This window comes from Algoriphagus litoralis (genome assembly GCF_003259255.1).
Lineage (GTDB): Bacteria > Bacteroidota > Bacteroidia > Cytophagales > Cyclobacteriaceae > Algoriphagus > Algoriphagus litoralis.
Genome location: NZ_QGOL01000008.1, coordinates 246,910 through 268,947, shown reverse-complemented (window position 1 = coordinate 268,947; position 22,038 = coordinate 246,910). Strand labels below are relative to the sequence as shown.

Here is a 22,038-nt window from a genome sequence, read left to right as displayed (position 1 = left end):
TAACATGGCAGATGTAAGACCTGATGAAGTTTCGGCAATCCTGAGAGAACAACTCGCAGGTGTCAGAACTGCAGCCGAACTTGAAGAAGTAGGAACAGTCCTCCAAGTAGGTGATGGGGTAGCCCGTATCTACGGACTTTCCAAAGCTCAATCCGGAGAATTGCTTGAGTTTGACAACGGAATGAAAGCAATGGTTCTAAACCTTGAAGAGGATAACGTAGGTGCTGTATTGTTTGGTGATTCTAAAGAAATCAAAGAAGGCGATACCGTAAAGAGAACCAAAAAGATCGCTTCGATCAAAGTAGGCGAAGGCATGCTGGGTCGAGTAGTAGATACCTTGGGAAATCCAATCGATGGTAAAGGCCCAATTTCTGGCGATCTGTATGAGATGCCTCTTGAGCGAAAAGCTCCTGGTGTAATCTACCGTCAGCCAGTTAACGAACCACTTCAGACAGGGATCAAATCTATTGATGCGATGATTCCAATTGGACGTGGCCAGCGGGAATTGGTAATCGGTGACCGTCAGACCGGTAAGACTGCCGTTGTTATTGATGCGATCATTAATCAAAAAGAATTTTACGAAAAAGGAGAGCCTGTATTCTGTATTTATGTTGCTATCGGTCAGAAAGCATCCACAGTAGCAGGTATCGTTGCTGCATTGGAAAAAGGCGGAGCGCTTCCATATACAGTCATTGTCTCTGCAGCAGCATCTGATCCTGCACCGATGCAGTTCTTTGCTCCATTTGCTGGTGCAGCTATCGGTGAATTTTTCAGAGATACCGGTCGTCCTGCATTGGTTGTTTATGATGATCTTTCGAAGCAGGCTGTTGCCTACCGTGAGGTTTCTCTTCTTTTGAGAAGACCTCCAGGACGTGAAGCATACCCAGGTGATGTATTCTACCTTCACTCTAGATTGCTTGAAAGAGCTGCAAAAATCAATAAGTCTGATGCTATCGCAAGTCAGATGAATGACCTTCCCGATTCCCTTAAACCATTGGTTAAAGGTGGTGGATCACTCACAGCACTTCCAATCATCGAAACTCAGGCGGGTGACGTTTCAGCCTATATTCCGACTAACGTGATTTCCATTACAGATGGTCAGATTTTCTTGGAAACTAACCTCTTCAACTCTGGTATTCGTCCTGCGATCAACGTAGGTATCTCAGTATCCCGAGTAGGTGGTAACGCGCAGATCAAATCCATGAAAAAAGTAGCTGGTACTTTGAAGTTGGATCAAGCACAGTTCCGTGAATTGGAGGCCTTTTCCAAATTCGGATCTGACTTGGATGCCACTACCAAGCGTACTATCGAAAGAGGTCGTCGCAATCAGGAAATCCTTAAGCAGCCTCAGTATGCACCAGTATCGGTAGCACATCAGGTAGCGATCATTTATGCCTCTACCAGGGGTTTGATGGACAGTGTTCCTGTGGAGAAAGCAAGAGCATTCGAAAAAGAATTCTACATGTTGCTTGACTCAACTTACCCTGAGGCTTTGCAATTGATCCTCAAAGGTGATGTGGATGGTGCAGGAAAGATTCTTGCTACCGCGGCGGCTGAATTGGCACCGAAATACGCTAAATAATTGAAAATACCCGGCAGGGGGCTACCTTGCCGGATAGATATAAGTACAACTCACTGATGGCTAATCTTAAGGAAGTAAAGCAGCGAATCACCTCGGTAATCTCAACACAGCAGATCACCAAGGCCATGAAAATGGTGTCCGCCGCCAAGCTGAGAAGAGCACAGGACAGAATCATCCAGATGCGTCCATTCTCTCAGAAGTTGACCGCTATTCTGAACAATGTCTCTGCGGCATCCGAAGGCGCTACAGATTTGATTTATGCGCAGAAGCGTGAGGTGAAGAAAGTGCTGCTAATCCCAATCACTTCTGATAAAGGACTTTGCGGAGCTTTCAATTCCAACGTGATGAAAGCCACCAATCTCGCGATTCGGGAGCAGTTTGTTGGAGCAGACATTACCATAATGCCTGTAGGAAAGAAATCTTTGGAGTATTTCAAAAAGACGAACTACCCTAAAATCGAAAATTTCTCCACCCTTTTCATGGATATGTCTTCGGATAACATCCGTGCTGCAGCCAACTACGCGATGAATGCATTTGCTGTTGGAGAGTTTGATCAGGTATTTTTGATCTTCAACGAATTCAAAAACGTAGCTACCCAAATAGTTAGAACAGAACAATTTCTACCTATGGAAGCGGTAGCCACTGAGGAAGTAAAAGTGGATACGGATTATATTTTGGAACCTTCCCGAGAGTTTATCATTGAGGAGTTGGTGCCAAAAGCCTTACGGACTCAATTCCTAAAAGCGATCCTTGAAAGCAATGCTTCAGAGCATGGCGCCCGAATGACAGCAATGGACAAGGCAACAGAAAATGCCGGTGACTTGCTGAAAGAACTGAAATTGATGTACAACAGAACCCGTCAGGCGGCCATTACCAACGAAATCCTTGAGATCGTTGCCGGTGCCAATGCACTTGGCGGAAAGTAATCACGCAATAGATCCCAAAATAAAACCACAGCTCGAAAGGGTTGTGGTTTTTTTTTAGGCTGAAATGGGATTTCACGGCAGTTAATCACACGAAAACTAACAGATTTCAACCAATTCATCTCAATCTGTTTAGATCATAGAATGGTCGATTAGCAAAGTGGCAATAGGTAAATAAAAAGTAGCGGTGTCCTTTTTTTAAACGCTGGCAGTGCTTCACGAAAACATCTCCTAACAGCTTTCAAAAAAATATCTCAAAGATTCACTTTGAAATCTGAAAGGTGAAGAACTTTTCGTCATAATACTCCTTTTATCCAACTCAAGATTTGATCTTCACAACTTTGGCTTCTGCCAGCCGTTGATCTTAGTGTAGTCATGTTTGGGCACACGGCCCAAAACTTCTTGACTTATTCCTTCGAGTTTTGACACTCATTTCTTGAATTGATTGGAAGGGAATTGACTTCCCCAGATTTTTCTGATTTATTTCCACCCTTTTTAAATCAGCTTTCCTTTCGTATTTGTCAGTTTTCTTTCCGTTTTGCGCTTAGATCAATTTTCTGAGCTTAGGTAGCCTTTCAGCCACCCTGAGAAATCCCAAATCTGTATTACATCCACAGGTGAGATCTGTTTTCAGACCTCGATTTGTTCCATCTTTTACCTTTTATGAAACTTATGCAAACCAACAAAAACACCCATTCCTTGGATAAAGCCTTGCTTCAGGAACTTTTGGCAATCAGTAATTCCCCTTGTCTTTCGCTCTACATGCCCACTCATCGGACCCATCCGGAGAATCGTCAGGATTCGGTTCGATTTAAAAATTTGGTGAAGGAACTGGAAGATTCATTGATGCGAAAGTATTCCAATGACGAAACACAGGCTTATCTGGCACCTCTTATCGAGCTTACGGCTGAGCAGGACTTTTGGAACCATTCCGGTGCAGGTCTGGCGATTTTCAGGGCTCCGGGATTTACCAAGGCGGTGAAACTGGCTGAAGCTCCTCCAGAAATAGCGATGGTTGCTGACAGCTTCCATACCAAACCGATTCAGTATTATTTGCAATCTACTGAGCGATTTCATGTATTGGCTCTAAACCGGCACGACATCAAACTTTTTGAAGGCAATCGTCATTCACTCGTGGAGATCGACCTACATGCTGAAGTTCCAGCCACTATGACTGATGCACTTGGAGAGGAAAAGACCAATGAGCACTTGACTGTGGCTTCTTACGGAGGGGCAGGTACGTCTATGCATCATGGTCACGGAAGTAAGGCAGATGAAGTAGATGTCGATTCAGAACGGTATTTCAGGGAAGTTGCTGAGGCTATTGCCGCGTATTATTCCAAGCCTTCAGGTTTACCGCTTTTACTTGCTGCTTTGCCGGAGTATCACCATCTTTTTCATAAAGTGAATAAGAAACCCTTGCTAGTAGAAGAGGGGATCAAAATAAATCCCAACACCTTGTCCACAGATAAGATGGCTGAGATGGCTTGGGAAATCATGGAACCGGAGTTTTTGCGAAAGCAAAATGAACTCATCAGCACCTATCATCAGTCAAAAGCAAATGGCCTCGGAAGTGAGGATATCAAAGAGGTGGCGGTAGCTTTGGTAGAAGGAAGAGTGGATACGCTACTGATAGAGGCTGATCGAATTATTGCTAGCCGTATTACAAATCTGGTGACCGGAAATATGCAAAATAAGGATATTGAAAATCCGAAAGTGGATGATTTGCTCGATGATATGAGTGAATTGGCGATGCGGATGGGAGGAACAGTTACCGTCCTTGACAAAGAACAAATGCCATCCGAATCAGGAGTAGCAGCAGTATTTAGGTATTGATTTTTGAATCTTAAGTATATAAAAAATGGCCTCAGATTAGCTGAGGCCGTTTTTGTTTGATAGAGTAAGGTTTATTTCAATCAATGATAAGAGTACCTACCCTTCTTGGGGATCTGATTAGCAGGTTCGAGTGAGGACACGCTCTGAGGCACCCGATCAGTTAGACAAGTAACCGATTACACAATTCAACAAGTTAAAGTCTAATCCTTCTGGCCACTACTTCAGCCATGATCTTCAGCCCTTCGTTATTCGGGTGAACTCCATCAGGCAATAGTTCTGATTTGTCCATCAGCGGCGTATAGAGGTCAATCATCTCAGCTCCTGACTTTTGAATGACTTCATAAAGCATGAGTCGTTGTTCATTGTCCATGACGTCTGGGGTGATGCTGAAATTTTCTCGGGTCACGGGAACCGGAATGACGACATAGACTTTACCATCAGCTGGCATGTGCCCACGAAACTCAGCTATTAGATCTAGGTAATCTTTAACAAAATCAGCTTTGTGTGCCCAGTTTTGTGGTTTGGAATCGTTAGTCCCTAGTTTGATCACCACCACATCCGGGGCAAAATCTTTGACCTCCTGAAACTGGGGCTCGTTCCAATACGGGTAATCGCCTTTTTTGAGCAGCGTACGTCCACTGACTCCGAAGTTTTTCACTTCATAAGCATCACCAAGCATAGCACCTACCTGAAGCGGGTAGCTGTTGGGATTGTCCCGGCCTGGGCCCTGTGTAATAGAGTTTCCGACAAAAGCGATTTTGATGGGACTTTGAGCAAATGAAAGGGCTGATAAAAGCATTGCTGCGAATAGGAAGGATAGGTTTTTCATGATTTTTGGGTTCATTTTTAAAGTTGAATATACTTTTTATCGTTTAGAAAAATTGAAAAATTCCACAAGTGCCACCCATTGATAAGGACAGCCAAATCAAAGTGATCACAGACTTACAAGATTCCCAATTTTAGGCTTTATTTTCGGCCATGGCATTTCTTCAGTCGATGTATCGTACATTTTCCAGACTTTCCTTGGATGTAGTGGGAGGGGCCTTGGCTGGCTTACTGTTTTTTTCCAAGCTTTTTCATACTGAGTTGGATCCTTTGGTTTACCAACTTTTGGGCATGGCCGTCTGGTGTATCTACACGCTTGATCATGTTTTGGATTCTCGTCAGCTTACATCTCCAGTTTCTTCTCGTTTTGCTTTTTACCAAAAGTTTGGCGGGATTTTAATGCTGTTTGTAGTCCCCATCGCTCTTTGCGGCCTTTTTCTGGCCTATCGGGTATTGGGATTGGGAGGAGAATTCTATCTCAGTATCGGATTTGGTGCAATTATTTTGTTGACAATGCTTCTCGTGAGAAAAGCTGGAAAAGCAGCAGGTCTGATCAAAGAATTCAGTACGGCTGTATTTTATGTTTTGGGTATAGCATGGATCCCACTCCTTCGACTGGAGGGGATTGATTTGACTTGGCAAAACCTGCTTTTTATTCCTGCTTACATCGGTTTAGCATTTCTCAACCTGTTGATGTTTTCGTTTCTCGACCGTAAAGAAGATGAAACCCATGGATTTGCTTCTGCAGCATTGACTGTGGAGCCAGGTAAGCTCTTGATTTGGATTCGTAGACTAGCCTTCCTGTTGATTTTCCTGAGTTTGGCTGGATTTATCTTTTTGCCTTCATTTTATCGGCCATTTGCTTGTGTTTTACTGCTCATGCTTCTGGTGCATTATTTGACTTTTTTCGCTACAGGGATTTCTATTGAGGCGAAAAGAGGCCGGATGGAAGCGAGTTTTATGTTTCCCGTATTACTTCTTCTTCTTTGACCGACTCTTCTATGGAGGAGTCATCAAGAATCACGAAAGTTTTCCCCCGTGGATACTAGGAAGAAGGTCATTAGTCTCTCCATTTTACTGCGATATTGAAAAATACCTAGCCAAATAGCTCGCATAAGCTATATTGCTCTGGGATTCTTCGTTTTGAATAGACTTTTTCGTTTCTCCTTGATCGTTTTGACTTTGATTTCTGAGATTACACAAAAGCACTGTGGCCTGTAATCGCCCTTCCCACAATCAGGGAATTGATTTCCTTCGTGCCTTCGTAGGAATACACTGCTTCTGCATCTGCCACGAAGCGGGCAATGTTATGCTCCAGCAAAATTCCATTTCCCCCAAAAAGCTCCCGCGCATGATCCACAATGGAACGCATTCGAAGTGTACAGAATACCTTGGCCAAGGAAGCATGCTCATCCAACAATTCTCCCTGATCCTGCATTTCGGATAATCTGAAAACCATAGTCTGCATAGCAGTCAGATCGCCAAGCATGGTCACCAGCAGATCCTGAACCAACTGAAATGACGCAATCGGTCGTCCAAATTGGATTCGTTCGTTGGTGTACGCCAATGCCAATTCATAGGCACCGCGGGCACAGCCTACTGCTTGCCAGGCCACACCTGCTCGGGTCATACGCAGGACCTTGGCAGTATCGCGAAATGAATTGGCTTCCTGCAGCCTGTCAGACTCAGGTACCTCGCATTCAGTGAGTGTGATAAGTGCATTTTGGACAATACGGAGCGCCATTTTATCTTCCATTTTTTCTGCCAAAAATCCAGGATTCTCTTTTCTGACGATAAAGCCTTTCACTTGATTATCGTCCAAGTCTCTCGCCCAAATGATCGTGATATCTGAAAAAGTAGCGTTTCCGATCCATTTCTTTTGCCCATTGATTTTCCAGATTTCTCCCTCCCGTTTGCAGGTAGTGGTCAGTCCACCCGCCGCCCCAGAACCTACTTCGGGTTCGGTTAGACCAAAAGCTCCAATTTTTTCCAGTTTCTGCATTTTTGGCAGCCATTCCTGTTTTTGCTCCTCCGATCCACAGAGATAAATGGAACCCATCGCCAGCCCGCTTTGGACTCCGAAAAAGGTAGAAATCGAAGTGTCCACACGAGCCATTTCCATAGCGATGAAGCCTTCCAAAAGGGCAGAATTTCCTGGACAGCCATAGCCATGGTAGGTCAGTCCGGCAATGTTGAGTTCGGCCATTTTAGGAATGATCTGCATGGGGAATTCTGCCCGATTCCAGTAATGATTCGCGATGGGTTTGATCTCCCGATTCATAAATTCCCTGACTTTAAGCTGGATTTCGCGCTCCTCGGGCGCGAGGGTTTTGCCTAATTCATAAAAATCACCATTGATTGCTGGAATTTCTTTGGGTTTGCTTCCACCTTTCAGCATTCCCATCATTTTGGAAAGATCGGATTCACTCATTTGAGAGACGAGTCCCACCATTTTTGGCAAATCTACTTTTTCAGCCAGTTTGGCGATTTGGTCTAAGTCCACACTTTGGAGAAGATGACGGAATCCTGAGATTTTTTTGAATAGGTTTTTCATTCAATGGGTTATTTTGGGAAACTTTAGATGTAAGATACAAGATGCAAGACAGTTCAACTGAGCATTAATTGCCCTAATTGAAAATTGATCATTGAGAATTGAATTTCACTTCTACTTCTTGTCTCTTGCTTCTCATGTCTTGATACTTACGTCTTACTACTAGTTACTTTACTCATGTCAGACGATTATGGTTTTCTAGCGCCTATTTATCAGCTGATTTCTCGGTCTGTTTTTGGCCGTGACTTAATCTACGCAAACCAAGCCTTCCTAGAGGGGATTGCTGGGAAAAAAATATTGATTATTGGAGGTGGAGATGGGGTCGCTTACCGGGAATTTAGAGAGAATGTACAAGGAGAGTATTGGGATTTGTCAGCCAAGATGACTCAAATAGCGAGGCAAAATCTTGCTGGCTCAAGCTTAAGTGTTCAGTCAGGGGCTTGGCCAGGAACTGGGAAGTTTGACCGAATCTACCTACCGTTTGTGCTGGATACACTGGCTGATGATGAAATTAGCCTTCTGCTTTCAAAAATTAAAGACGCCCTTTTACCTAAAGGTGAGGTGGTTGTTTCTGACTTTTTTGAACCCGTTGGCTTAAAGCAAAGGTTTTCTCAGATAGCAATGATCAGATTCTTTCGGATTTCAACAAACCACAGGAGAAAGGATTTGCCTAGGATTCCTCAGTTATTGGTCAAGGCTGGTTTTATTCTAAGGCAAGAAAAAATTTGGCGCAAAGGATGGATTAAGTCGCAGCTTTATGGGATTTCCTGAAGCGCTGATACCATAGGGCTTATTTTTAATTCTTCCTAGAATTGAAATTCGAGGATTAGGGAACACTTTTTTGAAATCGGACAAAAATAGCAATCCAAATTGCTCGACTTATTCTATAGGTTAAAGGAAGGAAAAGTATCACAGTTATCCCCAAAAGCGAAAGCAGAACCGTTAAACTATAGTCCTTGACAAAAATCGAGAGTAGGACCCAAACACCGATGAATAGTGCCGTATTTATTCCATAGCTGACAAACATGGCGCCGAAGTAAAAACCGGGTTCTGGATCAAAGCTTTGACCACAGCGTTCACAGTTTTTGTGCATTCTGTGGAATCGCATAGGATGAAATAGATTTCCCTTTTCAAACATATGTCCTTTTCTGCATTTGGGGCATTTGCAGGTTAGAATGCTGGTAAGAAGGCTAGGGGAATTATTCATTTTTTTAGCTTTTGACAAAATAGGGCATAATTGCGGGTAGTCTTTAGGACTGAATTCACTTTCTTCGGGACAAAACTTCCCTTTTGAATCAGTTCGCCTTTTCGATGCTTCGTTTGATCATTTTGTCGAAGTATGTTCCGTTTCCCGGTCCGTACCAGTTCGTTTCCCTGACTTCATGATAGTGCTCATCGTAGAGTTGGTCTGGAGTGATGTAACCGATATATCCTCCGTTGAAAGTTGTCACAATCAGATTGAGGCCTTTTTCTTTGGCCAGTTTATCCCATTCTTCAAAGAATACTCCTGATATTTCACCACTTGAACTGATCAGTAATAAGTTTCCTACTTGGGTAAAATCAAAATGGGGATTGGTATCTCCCAATAAGTAATCAAAAAGCCAAGGTCGGATCCGTAAGTTGTCAGAAATCCGCAAATGTGGCTCGCGGAGACCGATTTCCAAGCGTGAGTGGGCGATTCTAGGATTTTTTAGCGTAGCATATTGAGTCATTCGCAGCCAAATCGCAGAGTCCAAGCTTGAGGCATACTCCTGAATTTTTTCAGGGGTATTTCCTGGGGCAAGCGGTCGATGACTGCCAACTGTCCCCGCTGCATACATCGCAAATTCATATTCACGGGCTTCCAAAGCTCGGGTAAGGTACTTGGGGTAGTCGCCCGATAGTCCCATGAACTTTGAGCTCAAACATGTGGCATGGGCCGAATACGTGAAAAGAGAGGCTTTTTCTCCTGAGTTTTTGGTGAAAATCAACTGGCGCACAAAGGGGTCATAAGGACCGTCTTTGACAAATCGATTTGCCACATAGTTTCCGGCGTCAACTTTGCGAAAGCTGAGGGAAACGGTGTCTTGGGAAGATAAAGCTTCCTGAAGAGCAGATATGCTCTTCCCTACCATGAAATCCACAAAAGCCTGATCATAGCCACCAAATGCCAGTTTGCCCATTGCTCCGGGCATGTAGCCTCCCATTCCGGAGTGAGTATGTGTCGCTGTGAAAATCAATTGATCCGGTGCGAACCCGGAATTTGCCACGCCAGCCTCGATGGCTTTAGCCAGTGCAGGATGGACGATCAACAGTTCATAATTCAGCCAAGCTACTGTGGTTTTGCCATTGGTTAGCGTGATGGCTTTGACATAGCTGCTATCCTGGACAAACTCATAAGGCCCTCGAGGTGCGTATCCTACCAAGGGCGCGGGTTCATCAGGTGTAACATTGGCTTTTCCCCATCCCGCTGCCCAATAATCACCCTCAGAACCTTGCCAGGGAGTATTTTCAAGCTGCTCGAAAGTTTGATGATAAAAATCCTGTGCTTCGATAGGCGATCGGTCTACTGTAGTGATCGTGGCAATTCCTATCAGAAGAATTATTCCTAGAATCCAAGCAAGAATTTTGAAAAAGCGAGACAAAGGATTTACGATTTACGAGTTTTGATTTATGATTTGAGAGGCCTGAGTTTAATATCAACATTAAAAAGTACGGATACTAGTCAGATACTTGAGTCTTTACAACAAAGTATTAAGTTTGAATATCAGGTCACTATTAACTTTTTAATATTAACCATTAACTATTAATATCGAATATCGAATGCTAAATTTTGAATATCGAAGATTGAAAAACTATTAACTCTTAACCCAATAACTAATATTCAAAAGCCCCATACTGACTCTGAATCGTGACTTTTTTGGTTTCATGTGGCTCGACACGGCCGATGATTTTTGCTTCTACACCATAGGATTCAGCGATGTCGATGATCTCTTCGGCATAGCGCTCGTCCAGGTAGATTTCCATCCGGTGGCCCATATTGAAGACTTTATACATTTCTTTCCAATCTGTTCCACTTTCGGCCTGAATAGCTTGGAACAAAGGAGGCGTTTCGAATAAGTTGTCTTTGATCACATGCACTTTGTCTACAAAATGCAGGACTTTAGTTTGAGCCCCACCGCTGCAGTGAACCAAGCCGTGAACATGCGGACGCATGTAGTTGAGTACATCCACCATAATTGGCGCATAGGTCCGTGTTGGGGATAGCACCAGTTTGCCCATATTAACAGGAGCTCCTGGAGCAGGATCGGTTAGGTTATATTTTCCCGAGTAGATCAAGTCATCGGGAACAGCAGGATCGAAGCTTTCAGGATATTTGGTTTTCAAAAGTTTATTGAAAATGTCATGACGTGCTGAGGTCAGACCATTGCTTCCCATTCCTCCGTTGTATTCAGTTTCATAGTTGGCTTGACCATAGGATGAAAGTCCGACGATTACATCACCAGCCTGAATCTTGTCATTGGATATGACTTCGTCCCGACGCATTCGGCAAGTCACTGTACTATCTACAATGATCGTTCGGACCAAATCCCCCACATCGGCAGTTTCTCCTCCGGTAAGGACCACATTTACCCCGTTGTCACGCAGCATTTGCAGGACTTCTTCCGTTCCCTGAATGATCGCTGAGATTACTTCTCCGGGAATGAGATTCTTGTTTCTCCCGATTGTGGAGGAAACAAGAATATTGTTGATTGCACCAACGCAAAGTAGATCGTCGGTATTCATGATGATTGCATCCTGTGCGATTCCCTTCCAGACACTGAGATCGCCTGTTTCTTTCCAATAGAGGTAAGCCAAGGAAGACTTTGTGCCTGCACCGTCAGCGTGCATGATGTTGCAGTATTCAGGATCATTGCCCAGTGTATCTTCGACGATTTTACAAAAAGCTTGAGGAAAAAGGCCTTTATCTAACTTGGAAATGGCGTTGTGAACGTCTTCTTTGGATGCGGAAACTCCGCGCTGCATGTAGCGCTCGTTCATAGCGAGGGAAAGTTTTGGTTAGCGCAAAGGTAGCCATTTGAAAAATTGAAAGATTGAAAAAATTGAAAATTGTAAGGTTTGTCGATAGCTCCGAAAAGAGACACTTTTTTAGCAAATCCACAATCAAGCTTTTGAATCAGAGAACCTTTAAAGAGTCAAATGTGTATATTTATAAAAATTGTACACATGAGAACAAATATTGACATTGACGACGACTTGATCAAAGAAGCGATGAGGCTTACCGGGATCAAAACCAAAAAGGCTGTGGTGGAGGCTGCTTTGGCACAGATGGTGTCTTTAAAGAAGCAAGAGAGGTTAAAAGATTTGAGAGGAAAGCTTAAGTGGGAAGGAAACTTGGACGAAATGCGAGAAGGCCGTGATTTTGGTTGATAGTTCAGTTTGGATTGATTATTTCAATGGAGTGGAAACCAAGCAGACAGATTTTGTTTTCCATGGAATTGGAGCGTCAATTTTTGCTATAGGCGACTTAATCTATGGAGAAGTGATGCAGGGCTTTAAAGCAGATAAGGATTTTGAGATAGGTCAAGATTTTTTCGAAGACATTCCCTTTTTATTATTAACCAATAAAGAACTGGCTCTGAAATCCGCTCAGAATTATCGGTTTTTGCGAAAAAAAGGCATCACAATCCGTAAAACCATTGACTCCTACATTGCTACTTACTGCATTGAGAAAAACATAGCTTTGCTTCATTCGGACAAGGATTTCGAACCCTTTGTGGAGCACTTGGGGCTGAAATCAATTTTTTAGTGGTTAAATGGAGTTTGCCAAAGATCTATTTAAAGAGATGATTGAAGTTCTTTTTATCTCGTAAATCGTATTCTTGTGCTGAGCGAAGTCGAAGTATCGTAGCTGTTAAATAAAAAAAAGGCCAGTTTCCCAGCCTTTTTCCCTCTCTGTTTTTCTTATTTTTTTCCTATCAAAATCAAGTCTTCTTGTGGCGTTATCAGATATTCTGCACCGGTATCTGTCACTACAGCCATTTCTTCTACGGAGATGGTCTTTTCGGTTCCATCAGGCTGTTTCCAGCAGTGAAACCCGTCAAAAGCAAAAGTCATCCCTTTCTTCAAAAGCTTCTGAGCTGCGGGTCTAGGGGTTGGAAGTCTGGCTCCGCCGAGATTTGGTCCCACATCGTGCGCGACATATCCAACAGGGTGACCAGTGCTCCAGGGTACATACAGCGAACCGTTTTCATCCATCAAGTCGCGCTGTGCCCGGTCTACATCTTCGCCTTTTACCCCAGGTTTCATTGCGGCCAGAGCGATTCGGCTGCCTGCCTTCCCATTTTCCCAATATTGCTGAATATCCGCAGGTGCAGTGGTTTCTCCATCCTTTAGCACATAGGCAAACCGCTGAATGTCGCTGACCCAAATTCCATATAGTTTCACCCCAAAATCCGTCTGAATCACATCTCCAGGCATGATGACTTTATCGGTGGCATGAGAATGGCCGCGGTCAGGACCTGAGTTTACATTTGGGTTTTGGTCGGGATGCCAAGCGTCTGTGATTCCATACTCGGCCATTTTTGCTTTGAGAAATTTAGCGACATCCGCATCGGTGGTTTTTCCGGGCTCCACCATGGCATAAGCTTCTAATTGAAAGTCAGCGGCAAGTTGCGCGGCTTTTTTTAGAATTTCCACTTCTTCAGGAAGCTTGATGGATAGCCATTCATAGACCAGTTCGTCAGAGGAGATCAGTTTGGAGGCGTCATTTCCCATCAAGTTGGCTAAATCCAAGTACTGGCTATGTGTCAATCCATCTGCCATTTCATTGCTTTCGGAGGAGTTGATTGCGATTTTGGAAAAACCGTTTGCTTTGATGAATGCAACAGCTTTTGCCACAGCAGATTCACCTCTCGGGACTCGTTCAACTTTCTCATGAATATCCAAGTCGTCCAAGGCGGTAGCTTCGCCTTCAGGTGAAAATACTAGGGAATGAAAGCCGTCCGCCGCGTTGTAAAATAGGAAAGCAGCTGTTCCGCTGGCATTCTCCCCACCCACATGAGTAGCAATCGGATCATTGTAATTTTCCCTGCAGATGACTAGCCAAGCATCGACTCCGGCATTTTTGAGCGCTTCTGGCAGGAGTTGGTTGATTCGTTTTTTTCGGATCTCAGGCCAGGGGTTTTCACCCCAAAGTGCGGCTGGATTTATAGTTTCTGTGGACTCTATGGTAGTTTGTGCAGGCTCACATGCCCAAATCAATCCCAAAATAGAAAGTAATATCAGTGGTTTTTTCATGTAGGTGTTTATAGTTATTCAATTTTCGGCAAGAATTTCGGAGGATTAATTGTGTGTTTTTAGAACCGTTTTTTAAAATCTGTTTTGTACCATGCATTGAATTTACGGTCAAAATAATCAGGATTTCATTCGTACAAAACCCAACTGTCAATTAGGTGATCATTAACATTTGAAAAAAAGACCATAAAAAAAATTTATTTTGAACAAAAGAAGGTCGATGTCGTGTTAAAAATCAAAATCCACTAGCTTCTACTGCTAAAATGAAAATTGGAATTGTTTGTTATCCCACCTTTGGTGGGAGTGGGGTCGTAGCCACTGAACTGGGTAAAGGGCTCGCAAAAGTGGGTCATGAAGTTCACTTTATCACGTATAAACAGCCCATGCGGCTTGATTTTTTCAGTGAAAATTTGTTTTACCACGAGGTGGATATCAAGAGTTATCCCTTGTTTGAGCATGCGCCGTATGAGTTGGCGCTGGCAAGCAAGATGGTAAGCGTGGTAAAGTACGAAAACCTAGACCTGCTGCATGTGCACTATGCGATCCCCCATGCCTCAGCAGCCTACATGGCCAAACAGATTCTGAAAACCGAAGGTATCCAAATTCCCGTAGTGACTACCTTGCATGGGACAGACATTACCTTGGTAGGCAAAGATCCAAGTTATGAGCCTGTGGTCACCTTTTCGATCAATCAATCAGACGGAGTCACATCGGTCTCTGAAGATCTGAAGAGAGAGACTTATGAGCATTTTGATGTCAAAAGAGAGATTGAAGTCATTCCCAACTTTATCGATCTGGATCGATTTAAGCGGCAACGAAAGGATCATTTTAAACTGGCCATCTGTCCAAACGGAGAAAAACTGATGGTGCACACGTCCAATTTCCGCAAAGTGAAGCGGGTGGAGGATGTGATTCATGTGTTCTATAATGTAAGAAAAGAGATTCCTGCAAAACTTCTTTTAGTTGGAGACGGCCCAGAGCGAGATCGGATGGAGCGACTTTGCCGTACTTTAGGCACCTGCGATGACATTCGATTCCTTGGTAAGCTCGATGCAGTGGAAGAGGTACTTTCTGTGGCTGATTTGTTTTTGATGCCTTCAGAAAAGGAGAGTTTTGGTCTCGCCGCTTTGGAAGCAATGGCATGTGAGGTGCCAGTCTTAAGCTCTAATGCTGGAGGAATCCCGGAATTGAATGTGGATGGAGTGACAGGTTTTTGCTGTAATGTCGGTGATGTTGAAGATATGACTGAAAAGGCAAAGTTTATCCTAGCGGATGAAAACCTTGCAGGATTTAAGGAGAGAGCATTGGCGCGAGCAAAGGAGTTTGATATTGATCAGATTCTGCCAAAATATGTGTCCTATTATGAAAAAACGATTGCTGCTACACTCAGTGCAGTTTAAAAAAATGATGTAAATCATTTTCAAAAATAATTACACCAAGTCCAAAAACCTTACCTTTACGGCGTAGTTAAGCCCTTGAACGGTATAGATTCATTTGCTTCTTTAATACAGTATTACCTATGAAAAAGATTGGAAGATTGGAAAAACCCGACAATTTCGGTTCTGCCAAGATGTTTTCTAATCCAATTTTGGAAAAAATATCCAGAACCCATATTCTAGTGCCGATCACGCTGTTTATGGTGATTTCGTCGGTTTCATTTTACAATGCGGTGACGTCCACGGAGATTGGCCTTGCAGTTGGTTTATTAGTGTTACTCGTTGGTATTTTCGCGTTTACCTTTGTTGAATACATGATGCACAAGCATTTTTTCCACATGGAGCCAAATACGCCCATCAAGGATAAATTGCAGTATTCAGTTCACGGAGTGCACCACGATTACCCCAAAGATAAAGACAGGTTGGCCATGCCTCCCTTTGTGAGTGCAGCGTATGCTGCGATCTTTTATTTGGTATTCAATCTGATCATGGGTGATTACGCACTGTATTTCCTTCCGGGATTTTTGATTGGATATACTGCTTACCTGGGAGTGCATTACATCGTACATGCGTATAATCCGCCTAAGAATTTTCTTAAGGTGCTTTGGGTGAATCATGCCATCCATCATTACAAGGATCCCGATACTTCATTTGGTGTGAGTTCACCACTTTGGGATTATATCCTCGGGACCATGCCCAAAAAAGATTAACACAAGCCTCCTACGGGAGGTTTTTTGTTTCCTTTGGGCCACGAACCTGCCTGCGGTAGGCAGGGACTCAAAGGCACTAAGAATTATAGAAAAGGATTTTGAATGGAATCCTTCAAAATTCAATAGTCAATTTTCGACATTCGAGATTGAAATTTTAATATCGATTACCGAACACAGAATATCGAACTCCGAACACCAAACTTCGAACACAGAACAACTCAATAACCAATAACCTGCTTTGGGCATTCGCGCCATAGTGGCAATCAAAGTATGAAAACAGTATCCATCATCGGTCTTGGCTGGATAGGAGAGCCACTCGGAATCCACCTTCAAGAAAAAGGTTTACAGGTATTTGGTTCTACTACCTCTGAGGAAAAAAGAAAGCAATTGACCTCAAAAGGCCTAGAAGTCGTCCGCTTTTCCTTAAACCCTCATCCGGAAGGAATTGGCTTTCACTCACTTTTTCAATCCGAAATCTTGGTGGTCAATATTCCTCCTCGTACTAGAAGTGGCAATGGGGAGTTTCACCTCGAGCAAATCAAATACCTACGTGGGCTTCTGGATAATTCCAGTGTGAAGCAGGTGATTTTTGTCTCCAGTACCGGAGTGTATCCTGAAGTACCCTCACCTGAAATGTATTCCGAGGACTTTCCGCTTTCTGTGGAAAATGTCGGAAATGATACCATTTTTCGTGCTGAGCAGCTGATGGCAACAGACAGAAATTACGGGTTGACGATCGTGAGATTTGGGGGATTGCTTGGAGATGACCGGATTCCTGGAAAGTATTTTTCCGGAAAGGAAAATGTTGCTGGACATACCCAGGTCAACTTTATCCACCGAAGGGATGCGGTCCGACTTTTGGATTGGGTGATCGAGCAGGAGCTCTGGAACGATACCTTCAATGGCGTGGCGCCGATTCACCCACTTAGAAGGGAAATTTATGAAAAAAACGCAGCCGAACTTGGGATTGCTCCTCCTGGCAGCTACCAAAACGAACCTGAAGGAAATGACCGATTGATTGATTCAGGCAAAATAATGAATACAGGATTTGAATTTGAGTTTCCGGATCCGTTGGGATTTAGATACGGTTGAAATACAAGTGAAATAAGGCTCACTGCGGTCGCGAAATATTGGTCTGACTAGCTGGTCTAAAATTGAATCTTTCTGCGCTGGCATGTCCTAGTATTTCGCCTGATGAAGGATGGCTTATTTCTATTTTGCGTAGCTTATTTCCTTTTTATTTCGCGCAGCGTATCTCACTTTTTCTGTCATCTTGTCACTTTTTTCCACTTGGAACAGGCATTGATAACACCCTCTTGTCAAATTTTGTGTTTTACTAAACCGATTTATACCCATGCAGGAAAAAGGCACGATCTCGATCCATACCGAGAACATTTTCCCGATTATCAAGAAATTCCTCTATTCCGACCATGAGATTTTCCTTCGGGAACTCGTCTCCAACGCAGTAGACGCCACCCAGAAAATCAAACGACTAGCGACATTAGGTCAGTACACCGGCGAACTAGGTGATGTGACTGTCGAAGTGGCTTTTGATGAGAAAAAGAAAACCATCACCATCTCCGACAAAGGTCTCGGGATGACTGCCGAAGAGATCAAAAAATACATCAATCAAATTGCTTTCTCCGGTGCAACTGAATTTGTAGAGAAATTCAAGGATGCCAAAGACGCCAATGAGATCATCGGTAAGTTTGGTCTGGGTTTCTACTCTGCATTCATGGTGGCCAAAAATGTGGAAATCCACACGCTTTCATATCAAGATGGAGCCGAACCAGCCATCTGGACTTGTGATGGCAGTACCGAATTTGAAATTAAAAAAGGTAAAAAGAAAACCCGCGGTACCGATATCATTCTTCATATCAACGAGGATTCTGAAGAATTCCTCGACAAATGGAAGCTGCAGGGAATCCTGGACAAATACTGCAAGTTCCTCCCTGTGCCAATCAAGTTTGGCACAAAATCCGAATCAGTAGAAGACGGAGTCGATGACAAAGGCGATAAAAAGTGGAAGTCTATCGAGGTAGACAACATCATCAACACCACTTCTCCGATCTGGACCAAGTCACCAAGCGATCTGAAAGACGAGGATTATTTGGCATTCTACAAGAGCCTGTATCCAATGGGCGAGGATCCGCTGTTTTGGATTCACCTGAATGTGGATTATCCGTTCAACCTGACCGGAGTGCTGTATTTCCCGAAGGTTAAAAACGAATTCGAGCTGCAGCGCAACAAAATCAAGCTTTTCAGCCGCCAGGTATTTATCACCGATGAGGTGAAGGACATCGTTCCTGAATTTCTGATGCTACTTCATGGGGTGATCGACTCTCCGGACATTCCGCTCAACGTATCCCGAAGCTTCCTGCAGGCCGATGGTAACGTGAAGAAGATCAACAACTACATCACCAAAAAAGTAGCCGACAAACTTTCCGAACTCTTCAAAAAAGACCGCAAGGCTTACGAAGAAAAGTGGAATGATATAGGTCTCTTTGTGAAGTACGGCATGATCTCCGAGGATAAATTCTATGAAAAAGGCAAGGAATTTACCCTGCTGAAAAATACAAAGAATGAGTATTATACCCTGGATGAATACCGTGAGAAGGTAAAAGCAATCCAAACGGACAAAAACGAGCAGACGATTTTCTTGTACGCGACTGACCTGAATAAGCAGGATGGCTTTATTCAGTCGGTGGAGAAAAAGGACTTTGATGTCTTGGTATTGGATTCACCGATCGACAGCCACTTTATCCAGCACTTGGAGACCAAGTTGGAGAAGACGCAATTGAAGCGTGTGGATGCTGATGTAGTCGAGAAACTGATTCAAACTGATTCAGCCTATGCTAATCTGCTGACCGAAGAGCAAAGCAAATCGGTGAAAGAACTCTTCGAAAAGGCCATCAACAACAAAAACTACACCGTGGAGGTGGAGGGTTTGAGTCCGGAAGAGATGCCAGTAACCATCACGATGGAAGAATGGATGCGTCGGATGAAGGATATGGCACAGACCGGCGGTGGCCCGATGAGCTTCTACGGCAGCTTACCTGACAGCTACAAAGTCGCCATCAACGGCAACCATCCTCTGGTAGATAAAGTACTGAAAGCTGAGTCTAAAGAAGAGAAAGAGCGACTGGCTAAGCAGGCCTTTGATTTGGCATTGCTTTCACAAGGGCTACTGACGGGCAAAGACCTGACTGCCTTTGTGAAAAGAAGTGTGGAGATGATTTAATAGTCTTATGTCACCCTGAGCGGAGTCGAAGGGTCCTCGAACCGTCAGACTCACGTCTGCCGGGTGCTCGGACTGACACACTTTCTGCTTTCCAAAATTTATCCGTTAGTGGTAGCAAAGTTGAAAAGTTATAATCAAAGGTTCACTCAATCCCCGGCTACTTGTCGGGGATTTTTTGTGGGTATTTCTAGCAAAAATCTAATTTTTGAAACTATAATTTAACTTTTAAACAACTCACTGTATACCAACAAGTTGAAAATTGAATTCAACTAGGAATTTAAAAATAATTTCATTGAAAATCAACTAGTTACGATTTCATGAAAAATAAATTTCAGTTGAAGTCTTGACTTTTTGAAACTGGGGGGGGGATATTTAGTTCAAGTTCATCGCGCGGCGAGCTTTTTAATCAATTTGTTAAATTTTAAAAACTTTGAAAACATGAAAAAACTTATTTTCCCCTTTTTATTCCTTTGCTTTGTCGGTATCTCAGAAAACTCAACTAGTCAAGTTATTGATGATAAGGGTGAATGGAAATTTAAAGATACCATTGTGTTAAACGGTGAAATTTATGCAGTAGAGAAGTGCGAAAAAACAATATTTGGTTCTTGCACAATAGGTACGTACCAATCAGTTCCTGCACCGGTAATAGCTCCATAATTGGAGATTAATTCTAACCAAATATCACCTGTCCTCAGAGGGCAGGTGTTTCTAAATGATTTATATGAGTAAATATTTTCTATTTGTCCTGTTTCTTATAGTTGGATGCGAAGGAAAAAGAACAAACAATTATAAAGTAGTATTGAAAAACAAGTTCAATACTTCAATTCCAATTGAATTTTCTACACAGTTTTCCACCACTTTTAAGTGGGATAATTCAGCCTTAGTGACAAATGTATCTAACAAAATATTGGTTTTAAATGAAAATGATTTTTCCCGTGATTCTATCATTGAATTTCCAGAATATGAGGTGAATGATATAGGCACTATTTCATTAAATCCATTTAAAAATTCGATTATAGGGCATTCGGAAAAAAGAAATGGATTTATAGAATTCGCTGATGGAAAGACAACATTCTATCCTCTTAATCTTTCTGATTATTATATAGTTGATAATCGAAAATCAAGCGGACATTTTATTTCTCCTTCAAAAATGATCGTTTCTCTAACAAAAGGAGACCTTTCATACTTTCAAAAGGAAATGATAGATGAAAAGTTAACAACATTTGCGGTTTATGATTTTAATCAAATGAAAGTAACTGATTTCTTTGGAACTTATCCTAAAGAAATTTTGGACGCTAGAGGAAATTATCCGAAAGAGTTTCAAGTCCCGTTTAATCTGATATATGAAGATAAATTAATTATTGGGTATCCATTGAGCGATGAATTGATTTCATACAATCTTAATAATTTTAAGGATTTTCAATCAAAAAAAGTTGAAAGTAATATTTTTAAATTGCCAGCACCTTTTTCTGATCGTGAAGATCGATATGAGGTTTTTAAATTGTTTTATTATTCTAACAAATACGGGCCGATTTCATATCATAAGGATTTAGATATTTTTTCTAGAATTGTAATTCATGAATTATCTGTTAATTCAAAGGATGCTTGTGATAGAAAATATTCTGTAATTTTATTTGATAAGAACCTTGAAAAGCTTGAAGAAATTGAAGTAAGTGATATTTATAATTCGGATTGGGCATTTGCACTGTCAACACCCACAGGATTTCTGTTGTCTGGAATATGCGAAAATTATCTTGGAGAAGATTTTTTCATTTATAATGCTTATGTTGACTTAATTGAGATATGAATTTTAAATTAATTTTCGGCTTAACAATCCTTTTTTTTGAAGGTATTTTGTTTCAACCAATACAAAAAGATAAAGAAAATTTTAAATTTGATATCAATGGTAATCTTGAATTGGTTTCTGTTATTACCACTTCTCACTCCAATCCTGCAAGAGTTCCGCTAGAAATTGCTATTCGATTAAAATCCAATGGTTTGGTTTTGGATGAAATGATTTTTGATTATTCTATTTCATCTATTTGGAGAATTACTCAATCAGAATTTTTAGTTTTATTGGGACCTGAAAATCTTGTCAAGATAAAAGTTGTAGATAAGAAAATTTTTAAATTGACTGAAAATCTGATTTCTCCATTTGATAAGCCTTCCTTTGGTACAAATATTTCTAAAAACCTCATTTTCAAAATAGATGATTTAACGCTTTTCTACGATTCATATAATCGAACATCGTATAAGCTTTATTTAAAAGGCGGTAAAAGAAATAGGGAAATTTTAGTAGGAATGAAATATCCAGGCTTCCTAGATCCTCAGCATTTTATTTATCCTCCACATAGAACAATATTATATAGGAATGGGAACATCTATATTTTGGATGAAGTTAAATTGATAGTTTATATATTGGACACAAATTTAGTTAACATCAATGAGGTGAAACTTCAAGGGGGGGTTGAATACCAATGGGATATATTTAGTTTTAATTTATCGCTTTTTAGGCGTGATTTAAATGGGGATATTAAGAAAATTGAATTAAGTAAATTTTTAAACTAATAGATCCTTTTGTTAATTGAATATCATCTATTTAGGTTAGTCGTTCTTTTGGCTTCCTAACTAGGCTATTTCTTGCAAGCATCATTTAAA

The 22,038-nt window shown here is 42.0% G+C and carries 20 protein-coding genes; 14 read left to right on the top strand and 6 right to left on the bottom strand.

Features of this window, described 5'->3' with window-relative positions; translation table 11 throughout:
- Positions 1–4 precede the first annotated feature (4 nt).
- The 3 genes from atpA to DK188_RS10895 all read left to right on the top strand — a co-directional run bounded on the left by atpA (position 5) and on the right by DK188_RS10895 (position 4,341).
- Positions 5–1,582 (top strand): F0F1 ATP synthase subunit alpha, encoded by a 1,578-nt coding sequence (gene atpA / locus DK188_RS10905; RefSeq protein ID WP_111670845.1) that lies wholly within the window; start codon positions 5–7, stop codon positions 1,580–1,582.
- A 56-nt stretch (positions 1,583–1,638) separates the two neighbouring features.
- Entirely contained in the window at positions 1,639–2,508 is an 870-nt protein-coding gene (atpG, locus tag DK188_RS10900; RefSeq protein ID WP_111670844.1) for an ATP synthase F1 subunit gamma, read from the top strand.
- A gap of 669 nt (positions 2,509–3,177) precedes the next feature.
- Positions 3,178–4,341 carry a baeRF3 domain-containing protein gene (locus DK188_RS10895; RefSeq protein WP_157963219.1) on the top strand — a complete coding sequence of 388 codons (1,164 nt, stop codon included), beginning with the start codon at positions 3,178–3,180 and terminating at the stop codon, positions 4,339–4,341.
- A gap of 193 nt (positions 4,342–4,534) precedes the next feature.
- On the opposite strand, the gene DK188_RS10890 is transcribed toward DK188_RS10895, so the two are convergent.
- Positions 4,535–5,170, bottom strand: a complete 636-nt coding sequence (locus DK188_RS10890; protein ID WP_111670967.1) for a GDSL-type esterase/lipase family protein — start codon at positions 5,168–5,170, stop codon at positions 4,535–4,537.
- A 149-nt stretch (positions 5,171–5,319) separates the two neighbouring features.
- On the opposite strand from DK188_RS10890, the gene DK188_RS10885 reads away from it, so the two are divergent.
- Positions 5,320–6,156, top strand: a complete 837-nt coding sequence (locus DK188_RS10885; RefSeq protein WP_111670843.1) for a hypothetical protein — start codon at positions 5,320–5,322, stop codon at positions 6,154–6,156.
- A gap of 205 nt (positions 6,157–6,361) precedes the next feature.
- Here DK188_RS10885 and DK188_RS10880 read toward each other — a convergent pair whose 3' ends face one another.
- Positions 6,362–7,720: an acyl-CoA dehydrogenase family protein gene (locus DK188_RS10880; RefSeq protein WP_111670842.1), complete on the bottom strand. Its 1,359-nt coding sequence runs from the start codon at positions 7,718–7,720 to the stop codon at positions 6,362–6,364.
- 174 nt (positions 7,721–7,894) lie between these two features.
- On the opposite strand from DK188_RS10880, the gene DK188_RS10875 reads away from it, so the two are divergent.
- Positions 7,895–8,488, top strand: a complete 594-nt coding sequence (locus DK188_RS10875; RefSeq protein ID WP_111670841.1) for a class I SAM-dependent methyltransferase — start codon at positions 7,895–7,897, stop codon at positions 8,486–8,488.
- Positions 8,489–8,543: 55 nt separating this feature from the next.
- Here DK188_RS10875 and DK188_RS10870 read toward each other — a convergent pair whose 3' ends face one another.
- The 3 genes from DK188_RS10870 to DK188_RS10860 all read right to left on the bottom strand — a co-directional run bounded on the left by DK188_RS10870 (position 8,544) and on the right by DK188_RS10860 (position 11,737).
- On the bottom strand, positions 8,544–8,810 hold the full coding sequence (locus DK188_RS10870; protein ID WP_232825715.1) for a DUF983 domain-containing protein: 267 nt from the start codon (positions 8,808–8,810) through the stop codon (positions 8,544–8,546).
- A gap of 202 nt (positions 8,811–9,012) precedes the next feature.
- On the bottom strand, positions 9,013–10,341 hold the full coding sequence (locus tag DK188_RS10865) for a neutral/alkaline non-lysosomal ceramidase N-terminal domain-containing protein (protein WP_111670839.1): 1,329 nt from the start codon (positions 10,339–10,341) through the stop codon (positions 9,013–9,015).
- A 232-nt stretch (positions 10,342–10,573) separates the two neighbouring features.
- Positions 10,574–11,737, bottom strand: a complete 1,164-nt coding sequence (locus DK188_RS10860; RefSeq protein WP_111670838.1) for an AIR synthase related protein — start codon at positions 11,735–11,737, stop codon at positions 10,574–10,576.
- A 186-nt stretch (positions 11,738–11,923) separates the two neighbouring features.
- On the opposite strand from DK188_RS10860, the gene DK188_RS10855 reads away from it, so the two are divergent.
- Both DK188_RS10855 and vapC read left to right on the top strand, forming a co-directional pair.
- Positions 11,924–12,127, top strand: coding sequence for a type II toxin-antitoxin system VapB family antitoxin (locus DK188_RS10855; RefSeq protein WP_111670966.1), 204 nt, complete (start codon positions 11,924–11,926; stop codon positions 12,125–12,127).
- On the top strand, positions 12,114–12,506 hold the full coding sequence (vapC, locus tag DK188_RS10850) for a type II toxin-antitoxin system VapC family toxin (RefSeq protein WP_111670837.1): 393 nt from the start codon (positions 12,114–12,116) through the stop codon (positions 12,504–12,506). The genes DK188_RS10855 and vapC overlap by 14 nt, the downstream gene beginning before the upstream one ends.
- 155 nt (positions 12,507–12,661) lie before the next feature.
- Here the strand turns inward: vapC and DK188_RS10845 are convergent, their stop codons facing one another.
- Positions 12,662–13,996: a M24 family metallopeptidase gene (locus DK188_RS10845; RefSeq protein ID WP_111670836.1), complete on the bottom strand. Its 1,335-nt coding sequence runs from the start codon at positions 13,994–13,996 to the stop codon at positions 12,662–12,664.
- 260 nt (positions 13,997–14,256) lie between these two features.
- Here DK188_RS10845 and bshA point away from each other — a divergent pair, with 260 nt between their 5' ends.
- The 7 genes from bshA to DK188_RS10810 all read left to right on the top strand — a co-directional run bounded on the left by bshA (position 14,257) and on the right by DK188_RS10810 (position 21,948).
- Complete coding sequence (gene bshA / locus DK188_RS10840; protein ID WP_111670835.1) at positions 14,257–15,393, top strand: N-acetyl-alpha-D-glucosaminyl L-malate synthase BshA; 1,137 nt, start codon at positions 14,257–14,259, stop codon at positions 15,391–15,393.
- Positions 15,394–15,512: 119 nt separating this feature from the next.
- The gene (locus DK188_RS10835; RefSeq protein WP_111670834.1) at positions 15,513–16,139 is read left to right on the top strand and encodes a sterol desaturase family protein; all 627 of its coding nucleotides are present in this window, start codon (positions 15,513–15,515) and stop codon (positions 16,137–16,139) included.
- A gap of 270 nt (positions 16,140–16,409) precedes the next feature.
- Entirely contained in the window at positions 16,410–17,231 is an 822-nt protein-coding gene (locus DK188_RS10830; protein WP_111670833.1) for a Rossmann-fold NAD(P)-binding domain-containing protein, read from the top strand.
- A 262-nt stretch (positions 17,232–17,493) separates the two neighbouring features.
- Positions 17,494–19,380, top strand: coding sequence for a molecular chaperone HtpG (gene htpG / locus DK188_RS10825; protein ID WP_111670832.1), 1,887 nt, complete (start codon positions 17,494–17,496; stop codon positions 19,378–19,380).
- A 438-nt stretch (positions 19,381–19,818) separates the two neighbouring features.
- On the top strand, positions 19,819–20,037 hold the full coding sequence (locus DK188_RS10820) for a hypothetical protein (protein ID WP_157963218.1): 219 nt from the start codon (positions 19,819–19,821) through the stop codon (positions 20,035–20,037).
- A gap of 64 nt (positions 20,038–20,101) precedes the next feature.
- Positions 20,102–21,187, top strand: a complete 1,086-nt coding sequence (locus DK188_RS10815; RefSeq protein WP_111670830.1) for a hypothetical protein — start codon at positions 20,102–20,104, stop codon at positions 21,185–21,187.
- Entirely contained in the window at positions 21,184–21,948 is a 765-nt protein-coding gene (locus tag DK188_RS10810) for a hypothetical protein (protein WP_111670829.1), read from the top strand. Before DK188_RS10815 ends, DK188_RS10810 begins: the two co-directional genes overlap by 4 nt.
- The last annotated feature ends 90 nt before the right edge of the window (positions 21,949–22,038 follow it).